General features: G+C 63.9%; 18 protein-coding genes and 1 tRNA gene. 11 read left to right on the forward strand and 8 right to left on the reverse strand.

Annotation, left to right across the window (positions count from 1 at the left end):
* Positions 1-40 precede the first annotated feature (40 nt).
* Both NKJ88_RS26430 and NKJ88_RS26435 read left to right on the forward strand, forming a co-directional pair.
* A complete protein-coding gene (locus tag NKJ88_RS26430; RefSeq protein ID WP_023698122.1) occupies positions 41-559 on the forward strand; it encodes a GNAT family N-acetyltransferase in 519 nt (172 codons plus the stop codon).
* A complete protein-coding gene (locus NKJ88_RS26435) occupies positions 559-1932 on the forward strand; it encodes a hypothetical protein (protein ID WP_352446150.1) in 1374 nt (457 codons plus the stop codon). Before NKJ88_RS26430 ends, NKJ88_RS26435 begins: the two co-directional genes overlap by 1 nt.
* A gap of 20 nt (positions 1933-1952) precedes the next feature.
* On the opposite strand, the gene NKJ88_RS26440 is transcribed toward NKJ88_RS26435, so the two are convergent.
* Positions 1953-3716, reverse strand: a complete 1764-nt coding sequence (locus NKJ88_RS26440) for an adenylate/guanylate cyclase domain-containing protein (RefSeq protein ID WP_352446152.1) — start codon at positions 3714-3716, stop codon at positions 1953-1955.
* Positions 3717-4006: 290 nt separating this feature from the next.
* On the opposite strand from NKJ88_RS26440, the gene NKJ88_RS26445 reads away from it, so the two are divergent.
* Positions 4007-7291: an adenylate/guanylate cyclase domain-containing protein gene (locus tag NKJ88_RS26445; RefSeq protein ID WP_352446154.1), complete on the forward strand. Its 3285-nt coding sequence runs from the start codon at positions 4007-4009 to the stop codon at positions 7289-7291.
* Between the two features lie 19 nt (positions 7292-7310).
* The gene (locus NKJ88_RS26450) at positions 7311-7991 is read left to right on the forward strand and encodes a redoxin domain-containing protein (RefSeq protein ID WP_023672127.1); all 681 of its coding nucleotides are present in this window, start codon (positions 7311-7313) and stop codon (positions 7989-7991) included.
* 20 nt (positions 7992-8011) lie between these two features.
* On the opposite strand, the gene NKJ88_RS26455 is transcribed toward NKJ88_RS26450, so the two are convergent.
* Together NKJ88_RS26455 and NKJ88_RS26460 are read right to left on the reverse strand one after the other, a co-directional pair.
* Positions 8012-10039, reverse strand: coding sequence for an SAM-dependent methyltransferase (locus NKJ88_RS26455; protein WP_245261215.1), 2028 nt, complete (start codon positions 10037-10039; stop codon positions 8012-8014).
* Between the two features lie 323 nt (positions 10040-10362).
* Positions 10363-10437 (reverse strand) — tRNA-Gly (locus tag NKJ88_RS26460).
* 216 nt (positions 10438-10653) lie between these two features.
* Here NKJ88_RS26460 and NKJ88_RS26465 point away from each other — a divergent pair.
* The 4 genes from NKJ88_RS26465 to NKJ88_RS26480 all read left to right on the forward strand — a co-directional run bounded on the left by NKJ88_RS26465 (position 10654) and on the right by NKJ88_RS26480 (position 13295).
* Positions 10654-11151: a prolyl-tRNA synthetase associated domain-containing protein gene (locus NKJ88_RS26465; protein ID WP_023672125.1), complete on the forward strand. Its 498-nt coding sequence runs from the start codon at positions 10654-10656 to the stop codon at positions 11149-11151.
* 80 nt (positions 11152-11231) lie between these two features.
* Positions 11232-12239, forward strand: coding sequence for a thioredoxin (trxA, locus tag NKJ88_RS26470; RefSeq protein WP_023672124.1), 1008 nt, complete (start codon positions 11232-11234; stop codon positions 12237-12239).
* A gap of 111 nt (positions 12240-12350) precedes the next feature.
* Positions 12351-13022: an LON peptidase substrate-binding domain-containing protein gene (locus NKJ88_RS26475; RefSeq protein ID WP_023672123.1), complete on the forward strand. Its 672-nt coding sequence runs from the start codon at positions 12351-12353 to the stop codon at positions 13020-13022.
* Positions 13023-13052: 30 nt separating this feature from the next.
* Positions 13053-13295, forward strand: coding sequence for a Trm112 family protein (locus NKJ88_RS26480; protein WP_023672122.1), 243 nt, complete (start codon positions 13053-13055; stop codon positions 13293-13295).
* 120 nt (positions 13296-13415) lie between these two features.
* Here the strand turns inward: NKJ88_RS26480 and NKJ88_RS26485 are convergent, their stop codons facing one another.
* The 3 genes from NKJ88_RS26485 to NKJ88_RS26495 are packed head-to-tail and all read right to left on the reverse strand — an operon-like array spanning position 13416 to position 19157.
* On the reverse strand, positions 13416-16688 hold the full coding sequence (locus NKJ88_RS26485; RefSeq protein ID WP_023672121.1) for an error-prone DNA polymerase: 3273 nt from the start codon (positions 16686-16688) through the stop codon (positions 13416-13418).
* Positions 16685-18163 (reverse strand): DUF6504 family protein, encoded by a 1479-nt coding sequence (locus NKJ88_RS26490; protein WP_023736736.1) that lies wholly within the window; start codon positions 18161-18163, stop codon positions 16685-16687. Before NKJ88_RS26490 ends, NKJ88_RS26485 begins: the two co-directional genes overlap by 4 nt.
* The gene (locus tag NKJ88_RS26495; RefSeq protein ID WP_352446157.1) at positions 18105-19157 is read right to left on the reverse strand and encodes an ImuA family protein; all 1053 of its coding nucleotides are present in this window, start codon (positions 19155-19157) and stop codon (positions 18105-18107) included. The genes NKJ88_RS26490 and NKJ88_RS26495 overlap by 59 nt, the downstream gene beginning before the upstream one ends.
* Positions 19158-19386: 229 nt before the next feature.
* Between NKJ88_RS26495 and NKJ88_RS26500 the strand changes: the two genes are divergently transcribed.
* The 3 genes from NKJ88_RS26500 to NKJ88_RS26510 all read left to right on the forward strand — a co-directional run bounded on the left by NKJ88_RS26500 (position 19387) and on the right by NKJ88_RS26510 (position 20486).
* A complete protein-coding gene (locus NKJ88_RS26500; RefSeq protein ID WP_023673918.1) occupies positions 19387-19809 on the forward strand; it encodes a metallopeptidase family protein in 423 nt (140 codons plus the stop codon).
* A 65-nt stretch (positions 19810-19874) separates the two neighbouring features.
* Positions 19875-20195: a type II toxin-antitoxin system RelE/ParE family toxin gene (locus NKJ88_RS26505; RefSeq protein ID WP_023673919.1), complete on the forward strand. Its 321-nt coding sequence runs from the start codon at positions 19875-19877 to the stop codon at positions 20193-20195.
* Positions 20196-20204: 9 nt separating this feature from the next.
* A complete protein-coding gene (locus NKJ88_RS26510; protein ID WP_023673920.1) occupies positions 20205-20486 on the forward strand; it encodes a helix-turn-helix domain-containing protein in 282 nt (93 codons plus the stop codon).
* 30 nt (positions 20487-20516) lie between these two features.
* On the opposite strand, the gene NKJ88_RS26515 is transcribed toward NKJ88_RS26510, so the two are convergent.
* Both NKJ88_RS26515 and NKJ88_RS26520 read right to left on the reverse strand, forming a co-directional pair.
* Positions 20517-20723, reverse strand: a complete 207-nt coding sequence (locus tag NKJ88_RS26515; protein WP_023673921.1) for a DUF1737 domain-containing protein — start codon at positions 20721-20723, stop codon at positions 20517-20519.
* Positions 20724-20762: 39 nt separating this feature from the next.
* Entirely contained in the window at positions 20763-21644 is an 882-nt protein-coding gene (locus tag NKJ88_RS26520) for an HpcH/HpaI aldolase/citrate lyase family protein (RefSeq protein ID WP_023673922.1), read from the reverse strand.
* Positions 21645-21900: the final 256 nt, after the last annotated feature.

A 21900-nucleotide genomic window follows, 5' to 3' on the forward strand; every position in this document is an offset into this window, starting at 1 on the left:
CGCTCACACTTTTCCTGGAATTGCTATAGCCGGAAAAGCCATGACCAGCACGCCACCCCTAGAGAAAATCCAGCCGCAGCTCCGGGCCGTCCGGCCAAGCGATGCCGAGGCGCTTTGCGCTATCTTCAATATGCCGGGCTTCCGCTGGGGCACGCTCAGGATGCCGTTCGAGATGGTGGAGCAGGTGGAGCGGCGCATCGCCAAGTCCGGCCCGGAAACCACCTGGATCGTTGCCGAATTGGACGGCAAGGTTGTCGGCCACGGCAGCCTGGTCGCGCAGGGTTCGCCGCGCCGCTCGCATATCGGCGAGATCAATATCGGCCTTGACGATGGTTTTGTCGGCAGAGGCATCGGCTCTGCCATCCTAGGCGCGCTGCTTGACGTGGCCGACAACTGGCGCGCCCTGAAGCGGGTCGAATTGAGCGTCTATGCCGACAACGAACCGGCCATCCGTCTCTACACAAGCCACGGCTTCGAGGTCGAGGGACGGCATGTGAAGGCCGGTTTTACCGACGGGCAATACCACGACCTCCTGAGCATGGCCCGGCTGCGGTTCTGATGACCACCGTCCCTGCCCTTGCCCCTCCGGTGGACATTTTGGCTGTGCTGTCGCTGCTCTGCCCGGAGGTCGTGCGTGACATCGAGCAGAACTGGAATGCGCCGGTTTCCGATTATGCCCGCCATCTGTGGCGGCCGGTGGCAAGGCCTGCATCGGCCCCGTCGATTGCTGCCCGCTCGATCCTGCGCGACGTCCTGCAGCAGCGCCTCGGTGCGATCATGCAGCCCGAAGCGATCGACAAGGCCCTCGACGAATTCGACCACAGACCGGTTATCCAGTCCGGCCTGCACTGCCTGCTTCTGATGGATCGCATCACCTTCGATGCCCTGCTGCTTGCCTGGCTCGGCGCGGTCGAAAACGGGCTGTCGGCTTTTTTCGGCTTCATGGGAACGACCATGACCATGGAGACAACCGGCCGGGAGGGGCCGGGATGGCTCGATGTCGGCGACGACAAGGTCAATTTGTTTGGCATGGGGCGCCACAAACTGTGCCGCAAAAGCGCCTGCGCGGCCGGTCCCGTTACCCTCAACGGGCGCGCGCTCGAAACGGTGGGCAATGAGACGGATGCCAGAAGCTGGCTGGGCACGCTGCTTGCCAGCCAGGACAAGGTGTTTGCAACCGCCGCCGATGCGCTGACAGAACTCAACGAGGATCTGGTCGCCGATTGGGATCGTTCCGGCATGGCTCGGCCGGTTTTCATCGATGATAGGCTGGCCGCGACTGTCGTGTCGCGGCATCTGGAAGATGAAGGCAGCCTTCTTTCCAGGCTGCTCCTCGAGCCCGCAAGGCGCCGGCGTCTCGACCATGCCTTGCAAGAAGCCGCATCGGGCCCATTTGGCAGGTTCCTGCCCAATGCCACGGCCTATTTCTGGGGCATCCGCGAGCAGCGCGTGCGCAAGCTCGTCCTCGAGAACGGGCGGCTGATCGAGCCTGACAGGCCGCATGGTCTTTCCATCCCGTTCGAGCGGCCGCATCTCCAGCAGGCACTGCTCGACGGCATGCTTTTGCCGGACTTGTTCCTGATGTTCCTCGCCCTTGCCATATTGCCGCGCGTGCGGGTTGTGGGCGGCCTGAGACAGATTGGCTATGTCGCGCTTTTCCACTCGATCCTGCTGGCTGCGCTTGATGAAAACGCGCCAGAAGAGCGCGATCTGGCCGCCGAGCTGCAGGTTCGGGAAAATGCCTGGGGCATGCGGGTCATCGATGAAAAGATCTCGGTCCGCGAGCAGCTTGCCAGCCTGCCGGAAGGAGCGCTCTTCCCGGACCTGCTGCGGCAATACCGGTTGCGGACATTTGCCGAGACGACCGATGACCTGAAACCGGTCCGCGAAAACGCCCGATGGCGCAAGATCGGCCGGGCCTCAGGCCTCTGACCCGGCCGGGCTTTAGCCCGTCATTGCACCACACCGGCCTTGCGGAGCCCCTCGACCATGAGTTCGAAATCGGCAGGGTTCTTGTAAGGCAAGACCTTGCGACGGTGTTCCAGCGAATAGGCGGGATTGACGCGAAGCAGGTCCTGCCATGCCGTATGGGCCTCCTCCAGACGGCCCAGATGGCCGTAGGTGGCGGCCAGAAGCGCGCGCGAGAGGTCGGTGACAGCGTTGCGAGCCAGCCGTTGCAGCAAGAGGTCGACCGCCTCTTCGTACCTTCCCAGTTGAAACGATGCCAAAGCCTGGAAGTGCAGAAGCACATCCGGGAAGTATGGATTCAAGGTCTTTCCCCGGGCGAAACTCTCTAGCGCCTCCGCGGGTCTACCCGAATAATACAGCGCCTCGCCGCGGGCGACGTGCGCTTCGGCGAAGTTCGGATTGAGGGCTATCGCGCGCTCCACCTCGCCGATGGCCTCATCGTGCCGTCGTGTGTAAAGCTTGGCCGATGCCAGCGCCCAGTGCGCCCAGGGATCGTTGTCATCCAGCGTTACCGCTCGCGTTGCTGCCTCTTCCGCTTGCGCCATCGAGTCCGACGCACCCCACCTGTTGAGGTAATCGAGCCCGTACGTGAGGGCTAGGAAAGCGTGGGCAGAGGCAAATTTCGGGTCCAGTTCGATGGCCCGCTGCAAGAGCTCGCGGGCCGCGACGTTCGTGTCCTTCGTCAGCCGGTGCCATAGCTCCCGGCCCCGCAGGAAACAGTCATACGCCTCCGGGTTGCGCTGGTGTTCGGGCGCCAGCCGCAGACGGTCATCCTCGGTCAGATTGAGCGCCAGTGCACCGACGATGTGCTGCGTCACGTCATCCTGCACGGCGAATATGTCGGTCAGATCGCGATCGAACCGCTCCGCCCAAAGATGGCCGCCTGAAATTGCATCGATGAGCTGCGCGGTGATGCGTACCTTGTTCCCCGACTTGCGTACGCTGCCTTCAAGGACATAGCGCACGCCGAGCTTCGTGCCGACATCCTGCACATGGACGTTCTGGCCCTTGAAGATGAACGACGAATTGCGAGCGATGACGAAGAGCTGTGACAGTTTGGAAAGCGCCGTGATGATGTCTTCGGAGATGCCGTCGGCGAAGTAGTCCTGTTCGGCATCACCGCTCATATTGGCGAACGGCAGCACGGCGATCGACAGTTTCGGCGGCGCTGCCGCAGCCGGAGGGCTCGTCGGGGTTTGCGAGGTCGCGGCCACCTTGGCCCCGGCGCCGACTTGCAGCGAATACACTCGGATCGGCTCGGCGATGTTCTTGAGCTGTGTGCTGCCGAGATCGCTGACCGAGAGGTCAAGCCTGGCCTTGACCTGGCGATAGGCATCCTCGGACAGGCAGATGGCGCCGGGCGCCGCAACGCCCTCCAGACGCGAGGCGATGTTGACGCCGTCACCCATCAGGTCGCCATCGCTCTCTTCGACCACGTCGCCCAGATGGATGCCGATCCTGAACTCGATGCGGCGCTCCTGCGGTACGCCGGCATTGCGCTCAACCATACCGTTTTGAATCTCAACGGCGCAGCGCACGGCATCCACCACACTGCGAAACTCAACCAGCGCCCCATCTCCGGTACGCTTGATAACCCGCCCGTGGTGCACTGCAATGATCGGATCGATCAGGTCGCTGCGCAGTGCCCGCAACCTCGCCAAGGTACGATCTTCGTCCGCGCTCGCGAGCCGGCTGTATCCGACCACATCTGCAGCCAGGATTGCGGCCAGCTTACGGTTCTCGCTCATGGGTCGCCTCCTCGTCTCCATCATAGCAGGAAGACGGCGGGACGAGGGAATTTTCGCAAATCACGGCCACGCGGCCGCCCGTATCGGCAGTGCTCCACCGCCGAACCCAGACCGATGCCCATTTGCGCTGCCGCTTGCCGGTTGACGACTATCGGTTCATGCTTGTGAATACCCCGGCCGTGACGAGCGTGGCGAGATCACGCGTCATGGCCCAAGGTCAAAGAGATAGAGCATGATGTCGTCCGAAAACCGCTTCACACTCTTCGGCATCATGCTCTGGTGAGGTGTCCATGAACTGCTCGGGCTGCGGTTTCGAGATCGAGGGCGGTTACGCCTTCTGTCCGAAGTGTGGCCGCCGCCAGCCCGTGCCATGCGCCAGTTGCGGCTACGCCTGCGCACCTGATTTCGAGTTCTGTCCTAAATGTGGGGCAAGCGTCGGTGCGTCCGCAAAAGCTGCCGAACGGCCTGCTCCGACACCAAGCCGCACCATTGCGCAGCCCTCTCGAGCTCCATCGCCGAACATCGAAAGCGAAGAGGGGCCGCATTCCGTCTCCGACGCCGATCGACGAACGGTAACGGTGCTGTTCGCCGATCTCTGCGGCTTCACGACACTCAGCGAGCAGCTCGACCCCGAGGTCATGCAGGCGCTGCAGAACGAACTGTTCAAGGAATTGACGGCGGCCGTGCAAGGCTTTGGTGGTTTCGTCGACAAATTCATCGGCGACGCTCTGCTCGCCTTATTCGGTGCGCCGGTCGCGCATGAGGACGATCCGGAACGTGCGCTTCGAGCCGCTCTCGACATGATCGCCCGGACGGCGCGGCTCGGTGAAAGCACCCGCCACTCCGGCTCGCCGCTGCTGCTCCACATAGGCATAAACACGGGTCCGGTCGTTACTGGCGGATTGGGCATCGGCACCGCCAAATCCTATTCGGTGACCGGCGACACGGTGAATACGGCGCAACGCCTGCAATCGCTGGCTGCACCGGGTGAGGTGCTGGTGGGCGAACTCACGCACAGGCTGACCCGGCATGCCTTCTCGTACGAGTCGCTGGGCGATGTCGTCTTTCGCGGCAAGGCTGGCAGTGTGCTCGTCCACCGACTGGATGCACCGCTTGCGGCGCCGCGTGCAGCGCGCGGGCTCGAGGCGCTCGGCCTCAGTGCGCCCATAATAGGTCGTGATGCGGAGCTCAACAGAATGCTGGCGAGCCTTGACTTGGCGTGCGGCGGCTCGGCCCAGCTTGTCCGCCTCGTCGGCGAAGCCGGTATCGGGAAGTCGCGGTTGGTGAAGGAGTTCGTCGCCCGCGTCGGCGACGAGGATCGTTTTCGCAACATCGCCGTGCGGCAGGCCACGTGCTCACCGCTGGGTGAACAATCATTTGGCGCCCTGGGTGCAGTGGTGCGCAGCGCTGCCGGGATGATGCGAAACGACAATGGGGACGAAATGCGGGGCAAGCTCGCAGCCTTGCTTGCCGATCTCGGCCTGCAGGGCGAGGAGGCGAAGCGGCTGATGCCTTTGCTCTACCATGTGCTTGGCCTCGGCGACCCCGATGCCACCTTGCAGCATGTCGAGCCCGAGCAGCTGCGGCGGCAAATTCTCTACGCGGTCCGCACAATCATGGAACGGCGGCTTGCGTTGTCGCCGCTGTTGATTGTCGTCGAAGACCTGCACTGGGCCGACTCCGTCTCGCTCGAGGCACTGCGTTTCGTGATGGACAGACTGGAACGCACGCGGCTGATGTTGCTGGTCACGCATCGTCCGGCGTCGGACAACGACCAACTCGACTCAAGTCGGGTCAGCCACACAGCGCTCAGGCTTTCGCCGCTCGACAGCGATGACGGACGCCGCCTGGTGGCGGCGCTTTTCGGCGAGAGCTGGGTAAACGCCGCAGGAGGGCTTCTCGACCAGATCCTCGAGCGCGCGGGCGGCAACCCGCTTTTCTTGGAGGAGATCGTTCGCGGCCTTATCGATCGCGGTGTATTGGTGCGCGAGGGCCAGCAATGGCGGACCGTGGCAGGCGAAGTCGCAACCGGCATCCCCGCCACGATCCAGGCAATGTTGCTTGCTCGCGTCGACCGGCTGCCGCAAGAGGTGCGCCGGTTGGCCCAGGAAGCCGCGGTAATCGGCCCGCGCTTCGATGCCACGCTTCTGAAAGCCGTGGCAGCCGACCCCGGCCGACTGGAAGCGGGCTGCGAACTGCTTTGCGATGCGGAAATCATCGAGGAAGTTGCCGGATCAGGCTCGGTCTCGTCGCAAAGCTACCGCTTTACGCAAACATTGCTGCAGGACGTGATCTACCAGAATCTGCTCCTGCAACGCCGGACCGACATCCACCGCCGGGTAGGTGCCGCCCTGGAGCAACTGTGCGGCGACAAGCCGGAACGGTTCGAGGATCTGGCCGTGCTCGGTCATCATTTCGCTCAGAGCGCCGAGCGGGAGAGGGGCGCGCATTACCTGCAGGCGGCGGGAGATCGCGCTCGCATGATATACGCCAATGACGACGCCCTTCGTTTCTACGAGCGAGCACTGACTGCGTTGGGCGCGATCGGGCAAACACCGCTCAAACTGGCAATTGCAGAGCGCATTGCCGATTTGAGCGGCCCGGCAGGCCGCCGCGAGATTGCACACCGCCACTACGAGGCGGTGCTGCAGGCCTATCGCGAGTCAGCCGATCGTGTCGCGGCGGCGCGCGTTTTGCGCAAGATCGGTCGGCTGTTTTGGGACGTGGGCAAGCGGGACGACGCGGAATCGCGCTACGCTGAAGCGGCAGCGCTCCTCGATGGAGCGGATGCCCCGATCGAGCAGGCGCATCTCTGGCAAGAACGTGGCCGACAGGCGTTCCGCAGCGGAGATCACACTCTCGCGGCAAAATGGGCAGACGCGGCGCTGGATTGCGTACGCTCTCTGACAACGGAACATGTCTCCGATGATGCCACCCTCGTGACCGCCGAGGCACTTAATACCAAGGCTGTTGCGCTGGCTCGCCTTGGGCGAAACCATGAAGCCGTGCGTGAGGTTGAGCGCAGCATTGAATTGGCCGAAGCCGCCGGTCTGCTGGGCGCGGCCTGCCGCGGCTACACCAATCTCGGGGTGCTCTACACGACCATCGATCCGGCGAAGGCGATGGAGGTCTGTCGGCGCGGTCTTGAAGTGGCGCGCCGTATTGGCGATTTGGGTTTCCAGGCGCGCCTCCTCGCCAATCTGGCGGTAGCTTGTTGTACTTTCACGGATCGCTGTCCAACGGAGGGCGTGCCTGCTGCCGAGAAGGCCATCGAGATTGACCGGGCGCTCGACCAGCGCGAGCACCTGCCAGTGCCGTTGATCGTGCTTGGGCAGATCCACCAGTGCAACGGCCATCCGGAACTGGCGATCGGCTTGTTCCACGAAGCACTGGAGGTAGCCCGCGAAACGGGCGAGCCCCAACTGCTGTTTCCGTGCTATGATGGACTCGCAACGCTTAATCTCGACCTCGACAATCTGGCCGAGGCCGAACGCTACTTTTCCCTGGCGCAGGGTATATGCGCCCAGCACGGGCTCGACCCGGAAGCGCTTGTGGTGCTGCCTTTTCTCGACTAGCCGGGATAGGGGGTTGGACATGTCCGCGCCTAGTGGATTGATACCGCTTCAACCGGGCGACCGGGCGCCGAACCTGATACTCGACGCCATTACCCAGGAAGGCAAGATTGCGCTTGACGACTTTCGCGGGCAAAAACCGGTGCTGGTCGGCCTGTTTCGAGGTCTGCATTGTGCGTTTTGCCGGCGCCACATCGCCGCTCAGGCGCGTCTCGATCCGGAGCTGCGCGAAAAGGGCGTGGAGAGCCTGACGGTGGTCAACACGCCGATCGAACGGGCGCGGCTCTATTTCCGCTACCATCCAATGCCGAACCTGCTTGCGGCGTCGGACCCGGAACGCGCTTCACATCGTGCTTTTGGACTGCCCAATCTCGAATTCACCGAGAACGAGACGAACTGGCCGTACAAGGTCGCGATGGCAGCGGCACAGGACATGCGGGTCGACATACCTGGCGAATTGCCCGGTCCCATGGATCCGATGACAGCCGCCGCAATCCTCGACAAGAAGGACCACTACGAACTGACCGAAGCCGACGAGCAGATGATGGCCACGGGACACGGACAACTGGTTGGTCAGTTCCTGCTGGACCGGCAGGGGATCGTCCGCTGGAGCTTCACGGAGGTCCCGGAGGGTGGGCGATACATGTTTGGCGCCCCAAACCCGAAGGAGCTGATGTCAGCCGTGTCGCAAGTCGCCCAATAATGAACTGACAAGTTCACCGTTTATCCGAGCACGGCCTCGACAGTGGCGACAAAGTCATCGAGCGAGCGGTCGCCGCGAATCTCGATGCGCGGAAGGTCGATGAGATCGCTATGGAGGTCCGCCGGCCCGTGCCTGCGGCCGAAGCCTACTCGATAGCCGCACTCCCTAGCCAGCCGGCCAAGCCGTCGGTCGGTGACGGAGAAGGGGGCCGCGAACGCCCTGGTTGGCCGGCCGGTCCAGCGTTCGATGAACAGACGAGAGCGCAGGAGCTCGGCGGCCAGGTCAGCGCTCGACAGACCATCTATGGCGCGATGCGTCGCCATGTGGCTGCCGAAGAAGGCGCCTTCGGCAGCGAGGCGTCGCACCGTCCCGGCGCCCATAAGCGGCGTCGGCGGACCGATGTCGGTGTCCCACTTTGCACTTTCGCCCACCAGGTCCGTCACCAGGAACACTTCCGCGTTCAGGTCGTTGGCGCGCAAGATCGGCCAGGCATGGTCGGCGAAGTTCTGGAAGCCGTCATCGAAAGTGATGAGCACCGGGCGGCCGACGAAAGGCTGACGGTTGGCGATGGATGCTTCCAGCTGCTCGGAGCCAATGGCGTGAAAGCCATTGGCGCGCAGCCATCCCATCTGGCTGGCGAATGCGGCGGGCGTGAGCCGAAAGCGAGCGAGCGCGGCCGGACCTTCATCGGCAACGCCGTGATACATGAGGACAGGGATATGCCGGCGCTGCTCGTTACGTGCGACGTCGCGGCGCAAGGCTCGCGCCCCACCCCAGACGATATTTCGCGCGACGCCGATTTCGATGGGCGCGCGGATCGGCACATGATCGATCACCGGGTCCGTCGCCACATCGCCCGGCGATAGGCGGCGGAAGCGGTCTATGCGGTAGAGCTCGGTCTGGATCGATTGCTCGAGCACCAGGCCTTCGGTCGCTGCCAGCGTCTCGGAGATCGCCTGGGCACCGAATGTGTTCCAGTCGAAGCCCGTCTTTTCGACATTGTCACGCAGCACGAATGCGTGTGCGCTGATGAAACTACCGCCAGGCGCCAACGCCTCGGCAAATTTCTTGGCGATGCGCCGCAACTCGGCGAGATCGTCCAGATAGTAGAGCACCTCCGAACAGAAGATCAGATCCATCTCACCCGGCAGCGTGTCGGCAGCGAAATCGAGTACGCCGAACTCGACATTCGCCTGATTGTTGCATCGGGCGCGGGCTCGCTCGATGGCTATGGCGGAGATGTCGGTTGCGGTCAGATGGCCCACGCGCGGCGCCAGCTGCCGCGTGAAATGGCCCTCCGCACAGGCCAGCTCAAGCGCCCGCCCGATGGGACCGGCAGGCAGGATCTCGATCTGCCGCTCATATTTTTCCTGCTCATAGAGCGAGCTGTAGTTCCAGGGATCCTCGGTCGCGAAATAGCTGTTCCAGAACGCCGTGCGATCCTTGTCGTGCTTGTCCGCGACCCGTGCGCGGCGCGGCGTAACAGGCTCTGACGGTTCAGCGCTCGACCGAACCAGGTCATGCGCCTGTGCGGCCAATTGCGCGAGTTTGCCGAAGTGGCTGTCCTGATCGGGCTCGCTTCCCGCCATGGCAAACGATACCTCGGCTGCAGGCGTGTTTGACGTGGTCGCGCCGGCGCCCTTTTGCGGTGCAGGCGATCCTCCCGCAAGCCGCTCAGCAGGCACTACATCCAGGATCAATTCAATCCAATGATCGCTCGTCACCGTCCCGAGTGCACCGAACTGCACGACAGCCTCGATCCGGCCATCCAGCATCAGATGGGCATAGATCTGATCGATGCCTTCCGGCAGTTCGGTCGCGGTCGGATTGCGAGCGTCGACGCGAACTCCGAGCGTTCGCGCCAGCCTGCGCGGCGCGGCAAGATCGTCGGCTTCGAGAAGCATTTGCTCAAGCTGGTACTGGACGCGGCGAGCTGCTGCGGGATTGTCCCAGATCTTGCCGAGTTCGATGATCAACGCGGTGGTTGCGCTGCCGAACCTCGCCCATCCGGCAGCCAATTGTGCCGGCACCGACAGGCTTCCTGCCATGAGGCCATCGAAGATTACCTTGGCAATCTCATGCGCCCACTTGCGTCCCGCCGGGAGCGCGCGCAGGGGCTGCGGGTCGACCAAGCGCGAGCCTGAGCCGCATTCGGACGCGGCGTTCCGCAACGCCAGCCAAGCAAGCGCTTCGGATGCGCTGCCGCCGTTCGCCGAACTGGAAACCAAGGGATTATGCGCCACGCCGTACTACCCGCGCCTGGTTCTGAGGGAGAACAAGTGTCCCGCAACGCGCTTACATCGCCGGTCTGGAAAAAGCAAAAGGCGCCCCGAAAGGCGCCTCTTCATCGCTTGATTCCCCTAGAGGAAACTGGAGCGGGTGAAGCGATTCGAACGCTCGACCCCAACCTTGGCAAGGTTGTGCTCTACCCCTGAGCTACACCCGCTCACACGGCCCTTTGGCCGCAAGCCGGGCCTATATGGCTGAAGAGCGCGGCGATTGCAACAGGGAAATGACGGGCTTTTTGGTCGCGCCAAATCGCTTGGCGGAACCTTGTCGGCCACGCGGGTGGTTCATCGACTTCCCGCATGACGGTCTTGTCTCGGCGGCATCATTGGCCGTAAACGGCTTTGCCGCGCGCCGATACAGGGGAAGACCACCAATGCCGAAGACCGAAGCCGAGCTTTTCGCCTTTCTTGCCGATCTCGGCATATCAGTGTCGACCGTGCGCCATCCGCCGCTCTATACGGTGGCCGATTCGCAGTCGCTGCGCGGCGAGATACCGGGCGGGCACACGAAAAATCTGTTTCTCAAGGACAAGAAGGACAATTTCTTCCTGGTCAGCGTCGGCGAGGAGGCGGTCGTCGACCTGAAGCAGATCCACACGATGATCGGCGCCGCCGGCCGGGTGTCGTTCGGCAAGCCGGAGATGCTGATGGAGCTGCTCGGTGTCATTCCGGGCGCGGTCACCGTGTTCGGGCTGATCAACGACACCGAAAGACGGGTCAAAGTGGTGCTCGACCAGGATTTGATAGCACATGCGACAGTCAACGCGCATCCGCTGACCAATGAGGCGACGACGTCGATCGCGTCCGCCGACCTCATCAGATTCGTCGAGGCAACCGGACATGATGCTGCTATCTTGAAAGTCTCGGCTTGATCGCCACATGGATGGCGAAAACTGACCTCTAGTTAAGGACGTCGCGCTGCTCCGCTGGGCGCGATCGGAAGGGCGACGACATGAGCGACAACAACAATCCGTTTGGCGGCCAATTCGGCGGCAATTCTGGCCAGTACACCACGTCCGTGCAATATGGCGGCGCCGAGCCGGCCAAGTCGGCACTTGGCCCGACACCCGGCGCAGCACCTGCCGCTGGCGAGCTGATCAAGGACACCACGACCGCCACTTTCGCCGCCGACGTCATCCAGGAATCGCGCAAACAGCCGGTACTGGTCGATTTCTGGGCGCCGTGGTGCGGGCCCTGCAAGCAGCTCACGCCGCTTCTGGAAAAGGCGGTCAAGGCCGCCGGCGGCAAGGTCAAGCTGGTCAAAATGAACATTGACGATCATCCCTCGATCGCCGGCCAGCTCGGCATCCAATCGATCCCGGCGGTCATCGCCTTCAAGGACGGCCAGCCTGTCGACGGCTTCATGGGCGCCATCCCCGAGAGCCAGATCGCCGAGTTCATCACCAAGGTCGGCGGCAAGGGCAATGGTGCGCCGCCGGTGGCCGAAGCACTGGCCGCGGCGGCGGAAGCGCATGCGGCGGGCGATGCGCAGACCGCAGCCGACATTTACGACGCCATCCTGGCGCAAGCGCCGGAGACGATCGAGGCGATTGCCGGGCTGGGCGAGCTTCTGTTCGAGGCCGGCGACAGCGACGGCGCCGAGGCGCTGCTGGCAACGGCGCCGGAGGCCAAGAAAAATGCGCCGGCACTTGCCGCGCTGCGTGCCAAGATGACGCTGGCTGCGGAAGCGGCAGCACTTGGCAATCCAGCTGAATTCGAGCAGCGACTGGCCGCCAATCCCGGCGACCACCAGGCGCGTTTCGACCTCGCCATGATCCAGAACGCCAAGGGCGAGCGCCATGCGGCGGCCGACAATCTTCTGGCGATTATAAAAGCCGACCGGACGTGGAACGAGGACGGCGCCAGGGCGCAGCTGCTGAAACTGTTCGAGGCCTGGGGCATGACCGACGAGGCGACGCTGGCGGCACGGCGCAAATTGTCGTCGCTGCTGTTTTCCTGAGCCGTTTGCCGGCCAAATTGCCGGGGCGTGGCTGTCGGGCCTTGCGGTCGGCGGCCGCCGCGCCAGATTAGGCCGATAACATCGCGCCCGAAGCGGGTCGGAGGAGTGAAGGTGCAGGTCGGAAACGCATTTTACCGGGTCGGCAAGGATCTGCCGGCAACCATTCCGGTGTTTCCGCTTGCCGGCGCGCTGCTGCTGCCGGGCGGGCGCATGCCGCTCAACATCTTCGAGCCGCGCTACCTGCAGATGGTGGATGAGGCGATCGCCGGCGCGCGGCTGATCGGCATCGTCCAGCCCAGCCTCAATGGCGCGTTGCGCGCCGACGGGGAGCCGGAACTGTGCAATGTCGGCTGCGCCGGGCGCATCATCTCGATGGCCGAGAGCGGCGACGGCCGCTATCTGGTTTCGCTGCAGGGCGTCTGCCGTTTCCGCATCACCAGCGAATTGCCGGTGAAGACGCCTTTCCGGAAATGCAAGCTGGCGCCGTTCCTCACCGATCTTGCCGAAGACCAGGCGGCAAGCGAGGTCGACCGGCCGGCGCTGTTGAAAGCGTTTCGCGCTTATCTGCAGGCCAACGATCTCGAAGCCGATTGGGAAAGCGTCAGCCGCGCCGAGAACACCATGCTGGTCAATGCGCTGTCGATGATGGCGCCCTACGGACCGGCCGAGAAACAGGCGCTGCTGGAGGCGCCCGACCTGAAAGCCCGCGCGGAGACGCTGATCGCGATCACCGAAATGGCGCTGGCGCGCGAGAATGAGGACTTTGGCTCCAGCCTGCAATAAGGGCTGAGCCGATGGCTGAAGGGGGATCCAATGGCTGCGGATGGGCGTGACGGCAAGTCGGTCAATGTCGATCCAAAATTGCTGGAGCTGCTGGCCTGCCCGCTGACCAAGGGGCCGCTGGCCTGGGACCCGGTGCGCGGCGAGTTGATCTCGCGGCTTGCCAAGCTCGCTTATCCCGTGCGCGACGGCATCCCGATCATGCTGCCCTCGGAGGCGCGGACTATTTCGGCGGAAGACGTGCTGTCGCCGCCGCGATTGGGTGGGCCGGGCTGAAGGGCCAGGGGTGGTTCAAACGGACCTCAGCCTAAGAAGCCATTCTGTTGGCGATCCTTCGCGCCCCCCTCTGCCCTTGCCGGCATTAATGTCATGGGCTCCCGACCGCCCTGCACTTGCCTACTGAAAATTCCGCCCCTTGGGCATGACCCTTTCAGCTTTGTCCGAGAGGGTGGCAATGTCGGGCCGGGCAGCCGGCGTCATCTCTTCCAGCAGCACCGTCAGCCACGGCGTCAAATCCTCGATCTTCTCGGCGACGATGTGGATGACGTCGGATTCCGACTGCAGCTTGCCGGTGACCTTGACGAAGCGCGCGCCCATGACGATGGGCCGGAAACGGGTAAAGGTCCGCTCCCAGAAAATGACGTTGGCGACGGCCTTGTCGTCTTCCAGCGTCAGGAAGATCGCATTGCCCTTGCCGGGCCGCTGCCGCACCAGCACCAGGCCGGCGACCGAGACCCGCCTGCCGTCGCGCACCGAGCCGAGATTGGCATTGGGAATGACGCCGGCGCGGTCGAGCCGCTCGCGCAGGAAGGCGACCGGATGCGCCTTCAGCGACAGGCCGAGCGCGCGGTAGTCGTGGATGACGTGCTCGCCGAGCGGCATTGTCGGCAGTTTTGTCTCGGGCTCGAGTTCGCGCAGCCGGATCGCCGGCTGGTCGAACAGCGGCAGCCGTTCGGCGGCGCTCTTGCCATCCAGCGCGCGCACCGCCCACAAGGCTTCACGACGGTCGAGGCCGAGCGAGCGGAAGGCGTCAGCCTGCGCCAGTCTTTCGATTTCGCCGACATCGAGGCCCGAGCGCAGCCACACATCCCTGACGCTTGTATAGCCGGCGCCGCGCCGCGCGGTGAAAGCTTCCATACGCTTCTCGGCCAAGCCCTTGATCTGACGGAAGCCAAGCCGGACGGCGTACCGGGTCTTGATGACACCGCGCATTTCGGCATGGCGCCCCAGGATGCGGCCCGGATCGAATTGGGCTTTCTCCAGGGTGCAGTCCCAGTCGGAAAAATTGACGTCGACGTCGCGGATATCGACGCCATGGTCGCGCGCGTCGCGCACCAGCTGGGCCGGCTGGTAAAACCCCATCGGCTGCGAATTCAGGATCGCGGCGCAGAACACGTCGGGATAAAAGGTCTTGAACCAGCAGGAGGCATAGACGAGCAAAGCGAAGGAGGCGGCGTGGCTTTCGGGAAAGCCGTATTCGCCGAAGCCTTCGATCTGCTTGAAGCAGCGCTCGGCGAAGTCTTTGGTGTATCCCTTGCCGACCATGCCGTCGATCATGCGCTGGCGGTAATTGCCGATGGTGCCGGTGCGCTTGAAGGTGGCCATGGCGCGGCGTAGTTCGTCGGCTTCGCCGGGTTTGAAACCACCGGCGACGATTGCAATATTCATCGCCTGTTCCTGAAACAGCGGCACGCCGAGTGTCTTCTTGAGAATAGCCTCCAGCTCTGGCTTTTGATATTCAGCCGCTTCCTTGCCCTGCCGACGGCGCAGATAGGGGTGCACCATGTCGCCCTGGATCGGGCCGGGCCGCACGATCGCCACCTCGATGACCAGGTCGTAGAATTCGCGCGGGCGTAGACGCGGCAGCATCGACATCTGCGCGCGCGATTCGATCTGGAAGACGCCGAGCGTGTCGGCGCGGCAGATCATGTCGTACACGTCGTTCTCTTCCGGCGGCAGGGTGGCCAGCACATAGGGTCGGCCGTAATCATCCCGGGCCTTCGGATAATGGTCGGTGAGCAAGGTGAAGGCGCGCTTCAGGCAGGTCAGCATGCCAAGCGCCAGAATATCCACCTTCAGGATCTTCACCGCGTCGAGATCGTCCTTATCCCACTCGACCATCTTGCGCGCCTCCATCGCCGTCTTGACGATGGGGACGATCTCGTCGAGCCGGTCGCGGGTAATGACGAAGCCGCCGACATGCTGCGACAGATGCCGGGGAAAGCCCATGATCTCGTTGGCGTGGGCGATCACGTGACGGGTCGAGGTCTCGTTGCGGTCGAGGCCGCCGGCATGCGCCTCCTTCTCGCCGAGCTCCGAGGTCGACCAGCCCCAGATCGAACTGGAGAGCGCAATGCGGACATCGTCCGATAGGCCCATGGCCTTGGCCACCTCGCGCAGCGCCGAGCGGCCGCGATAGCTGATGACGGCGGCAGCCAGCGCGGTGCGCTTGGCGCTGTATTTGGAGTAGATGTACTGGATCACCTCCTCACGCCGCTCATGCTCGAAATCGACGTCGATGTCGGGCGGCTCGTTGCGCTCCTCGGAAATGAAGCGCTCGAACAACGTGTCGATGCGCTCGGGGCCGACCTCGGTGATGCCGATGCAGTAGCAGACGATCGAGTTGGCGGCCGAGCCTCTGCCCTGGCACAGAATGCCCTCATTGCGGGCGAACTGGACGATGTCGTAAACGGTCAGGAAATAGCGCGCATAATTCAGACGCTCGATCAGAGCGAGCTCCTCACTGATGCGCTGCAAGACGGAAGCGGGGACGCCCGCCGGATAGCGCGTGGCGGCCCCCTCCCTGGCCAGACGCTCTAGCTCGGCCTGCGGCCCAAGCCCTGATTGCGTCGGCTCGTCGGGATAATTGTACTGGAGGTCGCTGAGCGAGAAGGTCAGTTCGCCGGCAAAGCGCAGCGTCTCGGCCAGCGCCGGTGGATGGCGGCGGAAGAGACGGGCCATTTCCAGCGGCGGCTTCAGATGGCGCTCGGCGTTGGCCGTCAGCTCCAGCCCGACCTCGGCGACCGGCAAATTGAGGCGGATGGCGGTGAGCACATCTTGCAGCGAGCGGCGCTCGGCGCTGTGATAAAGCACGTCGTTGGTCGCCATCAGCGGCACGCCGGCGATGTCCGCCATGCCCGCCGCCTGCTCGATGCGGAAACGGTCATTGCCGCGATAATCCGGCGCCATGCCTAGCCGCAAATTAGCGCCGAAACGGTCTTTCAGTTGACGGACCAATGCCAGGGGATCGTCGGCATTCGCCGAGAGATCCGGCAGCACCGCCAGCGACAGCAGGTCGCCCCATTCGAGCAGGTCGCTGCGCTGGAGAAGGGTCGCGCCCTTCTCGTTTTCATCGCGCAAATTGGCTTGCGTCAGCATGCGGCAGAGATGGCCCCAGCCCTTGCGGTTCTGCGGATAGGCGAGAATGTCCGGCGTGCCGTCGCCGAACACCAGGCGGCAACCGGGGTGATAGGCGAGCTTCTCGACCTTGGCCTGCTGCCAGGCGCGCACGACGCCGGCCACCGTGTTGCGGTCTGCCAGTCCGATCGAGGAAAAGCCGAGGAATTTGGCCGCCACCACCAGCTCCTCCGGCTTGGAGGCGCCGCGCAGGAAGGAGAAGTTCGACTGGATGCCGAATTCCGCATAGGGGATGACGGTCAGCGCGTTCATGCGAAGACCCCATGCATGAACCAGCGCGGCGGCACCTGCGGGTTGCCATAGAGGCCTTGCCGGTAGAGCCAGTAGCGGCGGCCGTCGGCATCCTCGATCCGGAAATAGTCACGCGTCGATGTGAGCGGATCGCTTGACGTTTCACGCCACCATTCCGGCGCGATGCGTTCCGGCCCCTCGGCGCGCGCGACCCGGTAGAGCGCGCGGCGCCAGCGGAAATTCATCGGCGGACCCTCAGGCATTTCGGTGGCCGGCACCTCGATCGGCTCGGGCGAACGGAACAGCCGGATCGGCCGTTCCGGCGGGAAGATGGTTGCGCGCGGCGCGTCTTTCGAGCCCGGCTTCCTGAGCGGTGTTTTGCGTTGTGGCGCTTCCGAGAACGGGATGGTGGCGATGGCGCGCTCCGGCAGATGGCTCTCGAGGGCGACCGGTTTCAGCACCGCACTGTCGCCGAGCCTGGCGCGGATGCGGTCGGCAAAGAGTGCCATGTCGGCGCCGTCATCCTCGGTCTCGCCGGTCAAATCGGCCTGCTGCATGTCGAAGCCGGCGGCCGCCAGCACCGAAAGCCGCACCAGGTCGAAGCCGTAGCCGGCATCGATGTCCTGTTCGAGCGCGGCCAGCCGCTCATGGAACAGGCGCTGGATAAGCTTGGGTTCGCGCAACGGTCGCGAGGTACCGACAGCGATGCGGCTGACGGCGCCGTCGACGCGAAACAAAAGCAGCGCCAGCATCCTTGCGCCCTCGCCGCGGCGTTCGAGATCGGCCTTCAGCGTCACCGCCAGCAAGAGCACCAGCCGTTCGATCTCGGCGGTCAGCACGACCGGCTCGGCCAGGTGGCGTTCGACCGAAAGCGGGGCCACGGGCAGGCGCGGCGATACCGCCTCGTCGAGACGGCCGAGCGCCTGGTCGAGCCGCAACAGCAAGGTCGCGCCGAAGCGACGGGCGAGCGGCGCGCGCGGCGCTGCCATGATCGCGCCGGCGGTCCGCAGGCCGACGCTTTCCAAGCTGGCGCGGATATCGGCTTCGATGCGCAGTGCCGCCAGCGGCAAGGGGGCGAGCAGCGCTTCCTCCTCGCCGGAGACAACGATGCGGTTGCCGCAGAAGCGCGCCGCCGCCCAGGCTGCACCCGGCGTCGCGGCCAACCCGGCGCGGACATCGAAACCCTGCTGGAAAAACCGCGCAAGGATGTCGTCCAGCATGGCGCGCTCGCCGCCGAACAGATGCGTGCAGCCGGTGACGTCGAGATAAAGGCCATCAGTACCGTCGAGCGCCACCAGCGGCGTATAGCGATCGCACCAGTCGGCGAGGCCTTCGAGCAGCCGGCGATCGGCGTCCGGATCGGCCTCGACGATGTCGATCGAGGGATGCATGGCGCGCGCATCGGCAATGCCCATGCCAGGCTTCAGATGCAGCGCCTCAGCCCGCTCGTCGAGGGCCGATATGCGCTGGGCGTTGCGGTCGCGATGGCTGATCACGAGCGGTGGGTGAGATGGCGGCAGATGATCCGAAGGCCGGGAACGCCACGACCGTCCCAGGCGCTGGCGCAGGATCCGTTCTGCCGCCAGATGCGGGAACCACAGCGACAGAATTCTCTGCCCGTTTTTCGCGGGGCTTTCTTTCTTCGAATGCGTGTTCATCGGGATTCCACTCCAGTGTGAATTGTCCAGGCAGAGCGGTGCGGCTCTTGCCGATGCTGACGGTGAAGGCAGGCCGGCCGATCGAGCCGGCGAGCGACCCGGCGATCGTCCGGCGGCTCGCCGCTGGTGCAGCCGACACGATGAGGCGCACCGGGGCGGCGGTCGGCTCGGCTTCGCCGGCCTGGCGCAGCAGGAACACCGGCCGGCCGGCGTTTTGGGCGCGCGCGTGCAGCCGGCGCGTCGCGGTGAGGTCGAGCCGCTGCGGGCTGCCACGGATTTCGAGGATGATTGCGGCGAGCGCCGTCATCTTCGCGGCCTCCTCGGCTACCCACAGCGCATCGGTGAGTTTCGGCGCCTCGGAAAACAGCAATTGCTCCGGTGCGATACCGAAAATGCCCTGCAATCCCCTGGCATAGGGAAAGCCGGCCTCGCGAAAAATCTCCGATGTGCCGATCCACAGCACGGGCAAGGGCTGGCCCTTGAGGATCAGGCTGACAAGCGACAGCACAAAGCCGGCGACGGCCCCGGCATTGCGGGTCTCAAGGCCATGGATTTCGCTCAAGGCGGCTTTCGGAAGGCCGCCGCTGATGGCCGCATCGAGGCGCTCGACGCCGGTGGCCAGGAAAGCATCCGGCGAAGCCACGGCAAGCCCGCGCCGGATGATGGTGACATCGGCATCGGGTTCAGGCGCGGCGTCGAGACCGCCGCCAGGACCCGCGCGCAGCCCCTCGCCAGCCGGCGCGGCCAGGCGCTCGGGCAGCGTTCCCTCGATCTTCGCGATCTGGCGGCGCAGGGCAAAAACAGTCTCCCGCGCCACGGCTGATGTCGCCATGACGGTCAATTTCTCTCACAACTGTTCCTGTTATGTTCCTATAGATTCCAGAGGGTGCCGGAAGAGTCAAGCGGAGTCAGAAGGAATTTATTCCTTGATCAAAGGTGACGAGGCCAACCTTGGACTTTGGTCGCAGCCATTCGGCGCAAAGAAACAGTCATTGGCCAGGTACCCGGTCCATTTGCCGAGTCCGGAGGGAAAGCCTATATGCCGGATCAAAGGACAAAGCATGGCCCGCATCTACAAGACCCGCACCTGGCACGATGAACTCTCGCCTTCGATCGAGGAGATCGAGTTTCTGGCGCTGGAGGCGTACGCACATCTGCCCGACGATTTTCGCAAGCTGACCGGCGAGATCGTCATCATGATCGCCGAATTCCCGACCGACGAGATCATGGACGATCTGTCGCTGGAGACACCGTTTGATCTGCTTGGCCTGTTCGAGGGCCGCGGCATCGCCGAGCGCTGGAACCCGCAGACCGGCGAAGGCCCGAACCGCATCACCCTCTACCGCCGCGCCATCCTCGACTATTGGGCCGAAAACGAAGAGACGCTGGGCGACATCGTCACCCACGTGCTGATCCACGAGATCGGCCACCATTTCGGCCTGTCGGACGACGATATGGAAAAGCTTGAAGAGGCGGCGGAGTAAGGCTGTGCGATATTCAGGTGGCGAGCCTGCTTGTGAAATTATACAAGTTTTGATATAAAGTCTGTATGCCGACCAAGCGACTGGAGTTTCTTGGAGATTCTCTTGCCAAGCTCCGGGCTTTTCCAGAGGCGGTGCGCAAGGAAACGGGCGTTCAACTGCACAAGGTTCAACTCGGATTTGAGCCAAGCGATTGGAAGCCGATGACGACGATAGGCCTAGGCGTACGGGAAATCCGTGTCCGAGACGATGCTGGCGCGTTCCGGGTGCTTTACGTCGCCAGCATAGGTGACGCCGTCTTTGTCTTGCACGCCTTCCAGAAGAAGACGCAACAGACGGCGAAACGAGACTTGGCTCTTGCCGCATCGCGGTTCAGGCAAATTCAGTGAGACATGCTCATGGAACGTCAAAGCTTTGAAAATGTCTGGGATGCGCTGGAAGACACCCCGGCTCAGTCCGCCAACATGACTATGCGCTCCAATTTGCTGATCGCGATCGAACAGCGGGTGCGGAGTTGGGACGTTACCCAAGCCGAAGCAGCCAACCGGCTCGGGATTACCCAGCCACGCCTTAGCGATCTTCTGCGGGGCAGGATCGCGAATTTTAGTCTGGACACCTTGATCAATCTGGCCACACAGGCCGGACTTACAGTGCGTCTTGATATTGCCGAGGCAGCCTAGCGCTGTCTTAGACAGGCTGGCAAAGCTCGCCTACCAATCACTCAGCTTCGTATCCGGCCCGTATTCCTGGCCGTCGATATCCTTCACCACCGCCTGGCCGCAGCGCATCGATTTGGTCTTCTTGTCATAGGCGTAGGTCGGTGAGCCGTACAGGTGCCAGCCCTTGTTCAGCGCCGCGGTGACCTTGTGGCAGAAGGTTGAATCGTCGGGGGCGGACAGAAAGCGGTAAAGTCTCATGGGTCAGATCCTGTCGTGAGTTCGTCTTTTCGGGGCGGATCATGCGCCGATGGCGGCGGCCTTCGCCAGCAGTTTTTCGGCTTGCACCAGGTGCAGCCGTTCGACCATCCTGCCATCCAGCGCAATCACGCCCTTGCCGGCATTTTCGGGCAAGGCGAAAGCCTCTTTCACCGCGTGCGCCTCGGCCAAGGCTTCGGGCGCGGGCGCAAAGGCGCGGTTGGCGGTTTCGATCTGGGCGGGGTGGATCAGCGTCTTGCCGTCGAACCCCATGGCGGCGGCTTCCGTGCATTCGCGCGCAAACGCGTCGAGGTCGCGAAAATCGTTGGAGACGCCGTCGAGTATGTCGATGCCGCCGGCCCGCGCCGCCAGCACCATCTGCATCAGCCAAGGCACGAGGTAGCGCCGATCAGGCGTCGCCAGAATGCCGGTTTCCTTGACCAGATCGTTCGTTCCGGCAACGAAACAATTTAGCCGCGAAGCGCGATCGCGGCCGAGTTCGGCAATGGCGCCGATATTGAGCATGGCCTTGGGCGTCTCGATCATCGCCCAGAGCTTGACGCTGTCGGGGGCAAAATTGTCGTCGAGCACGTCGCCGACTTCGAGGATATCGCGCGGCGTGGCGACCTTGGACAACAGGATGCCGTCGGGCTCGAATTTCGCCGCGGTCAGCAGGTCATCGTTGCCCCATTCGCTGGACAGCGCGTTGACGCGCACGATCATCTCGCAGCGGCGTTTCGGTCGGCTGGCGAAAATGCCGGCCAGTTTGTCCCGCGCGGCGATCTTGTCTGAGGGCGCGACGGCGTCTTCGAGGTCGATGATCACGGCATCGCAGGCCAGCGTCGCGATCCTGGCCAGCGCCTTGTCGTTGGAGGCGGGGACGTAAAGCACCGAGCGGCGCGGGCGGTAAGGTTCGCTTGTCATGGCCGATCTATGCCGCGTGGGGGCGGGTGAGGCAAGCGTCCGACCGGTACCTGATGACGAGCCAACTGCGAAAGCTTGCGCTGCCCCGCCCGTCCCGCAGCAGTTGCGGAAGGGGGGCCTTTCCTCTCCCCCGTCGATCGGGGGAGAGGTGTCGGGGGCGGCGGGGCCGCGGGGGGGGGGGGCCCGGCGCGCGGGGGGCCGGCGGGGGGGGTGGGGGGGGGCGGGCCGCGGGGGGGGCGCCACCCCGTCGCGCGGG

This window comes from Mesorhizobium sp. M0016 (genome assembly GCF_040324035.1).
Taxonomy (GTDB): Bacteria; Pseudomonadota; Alphaproteobacteria; order Rhizobiales; family Rhizobiaceae; genus Mesorhizobium.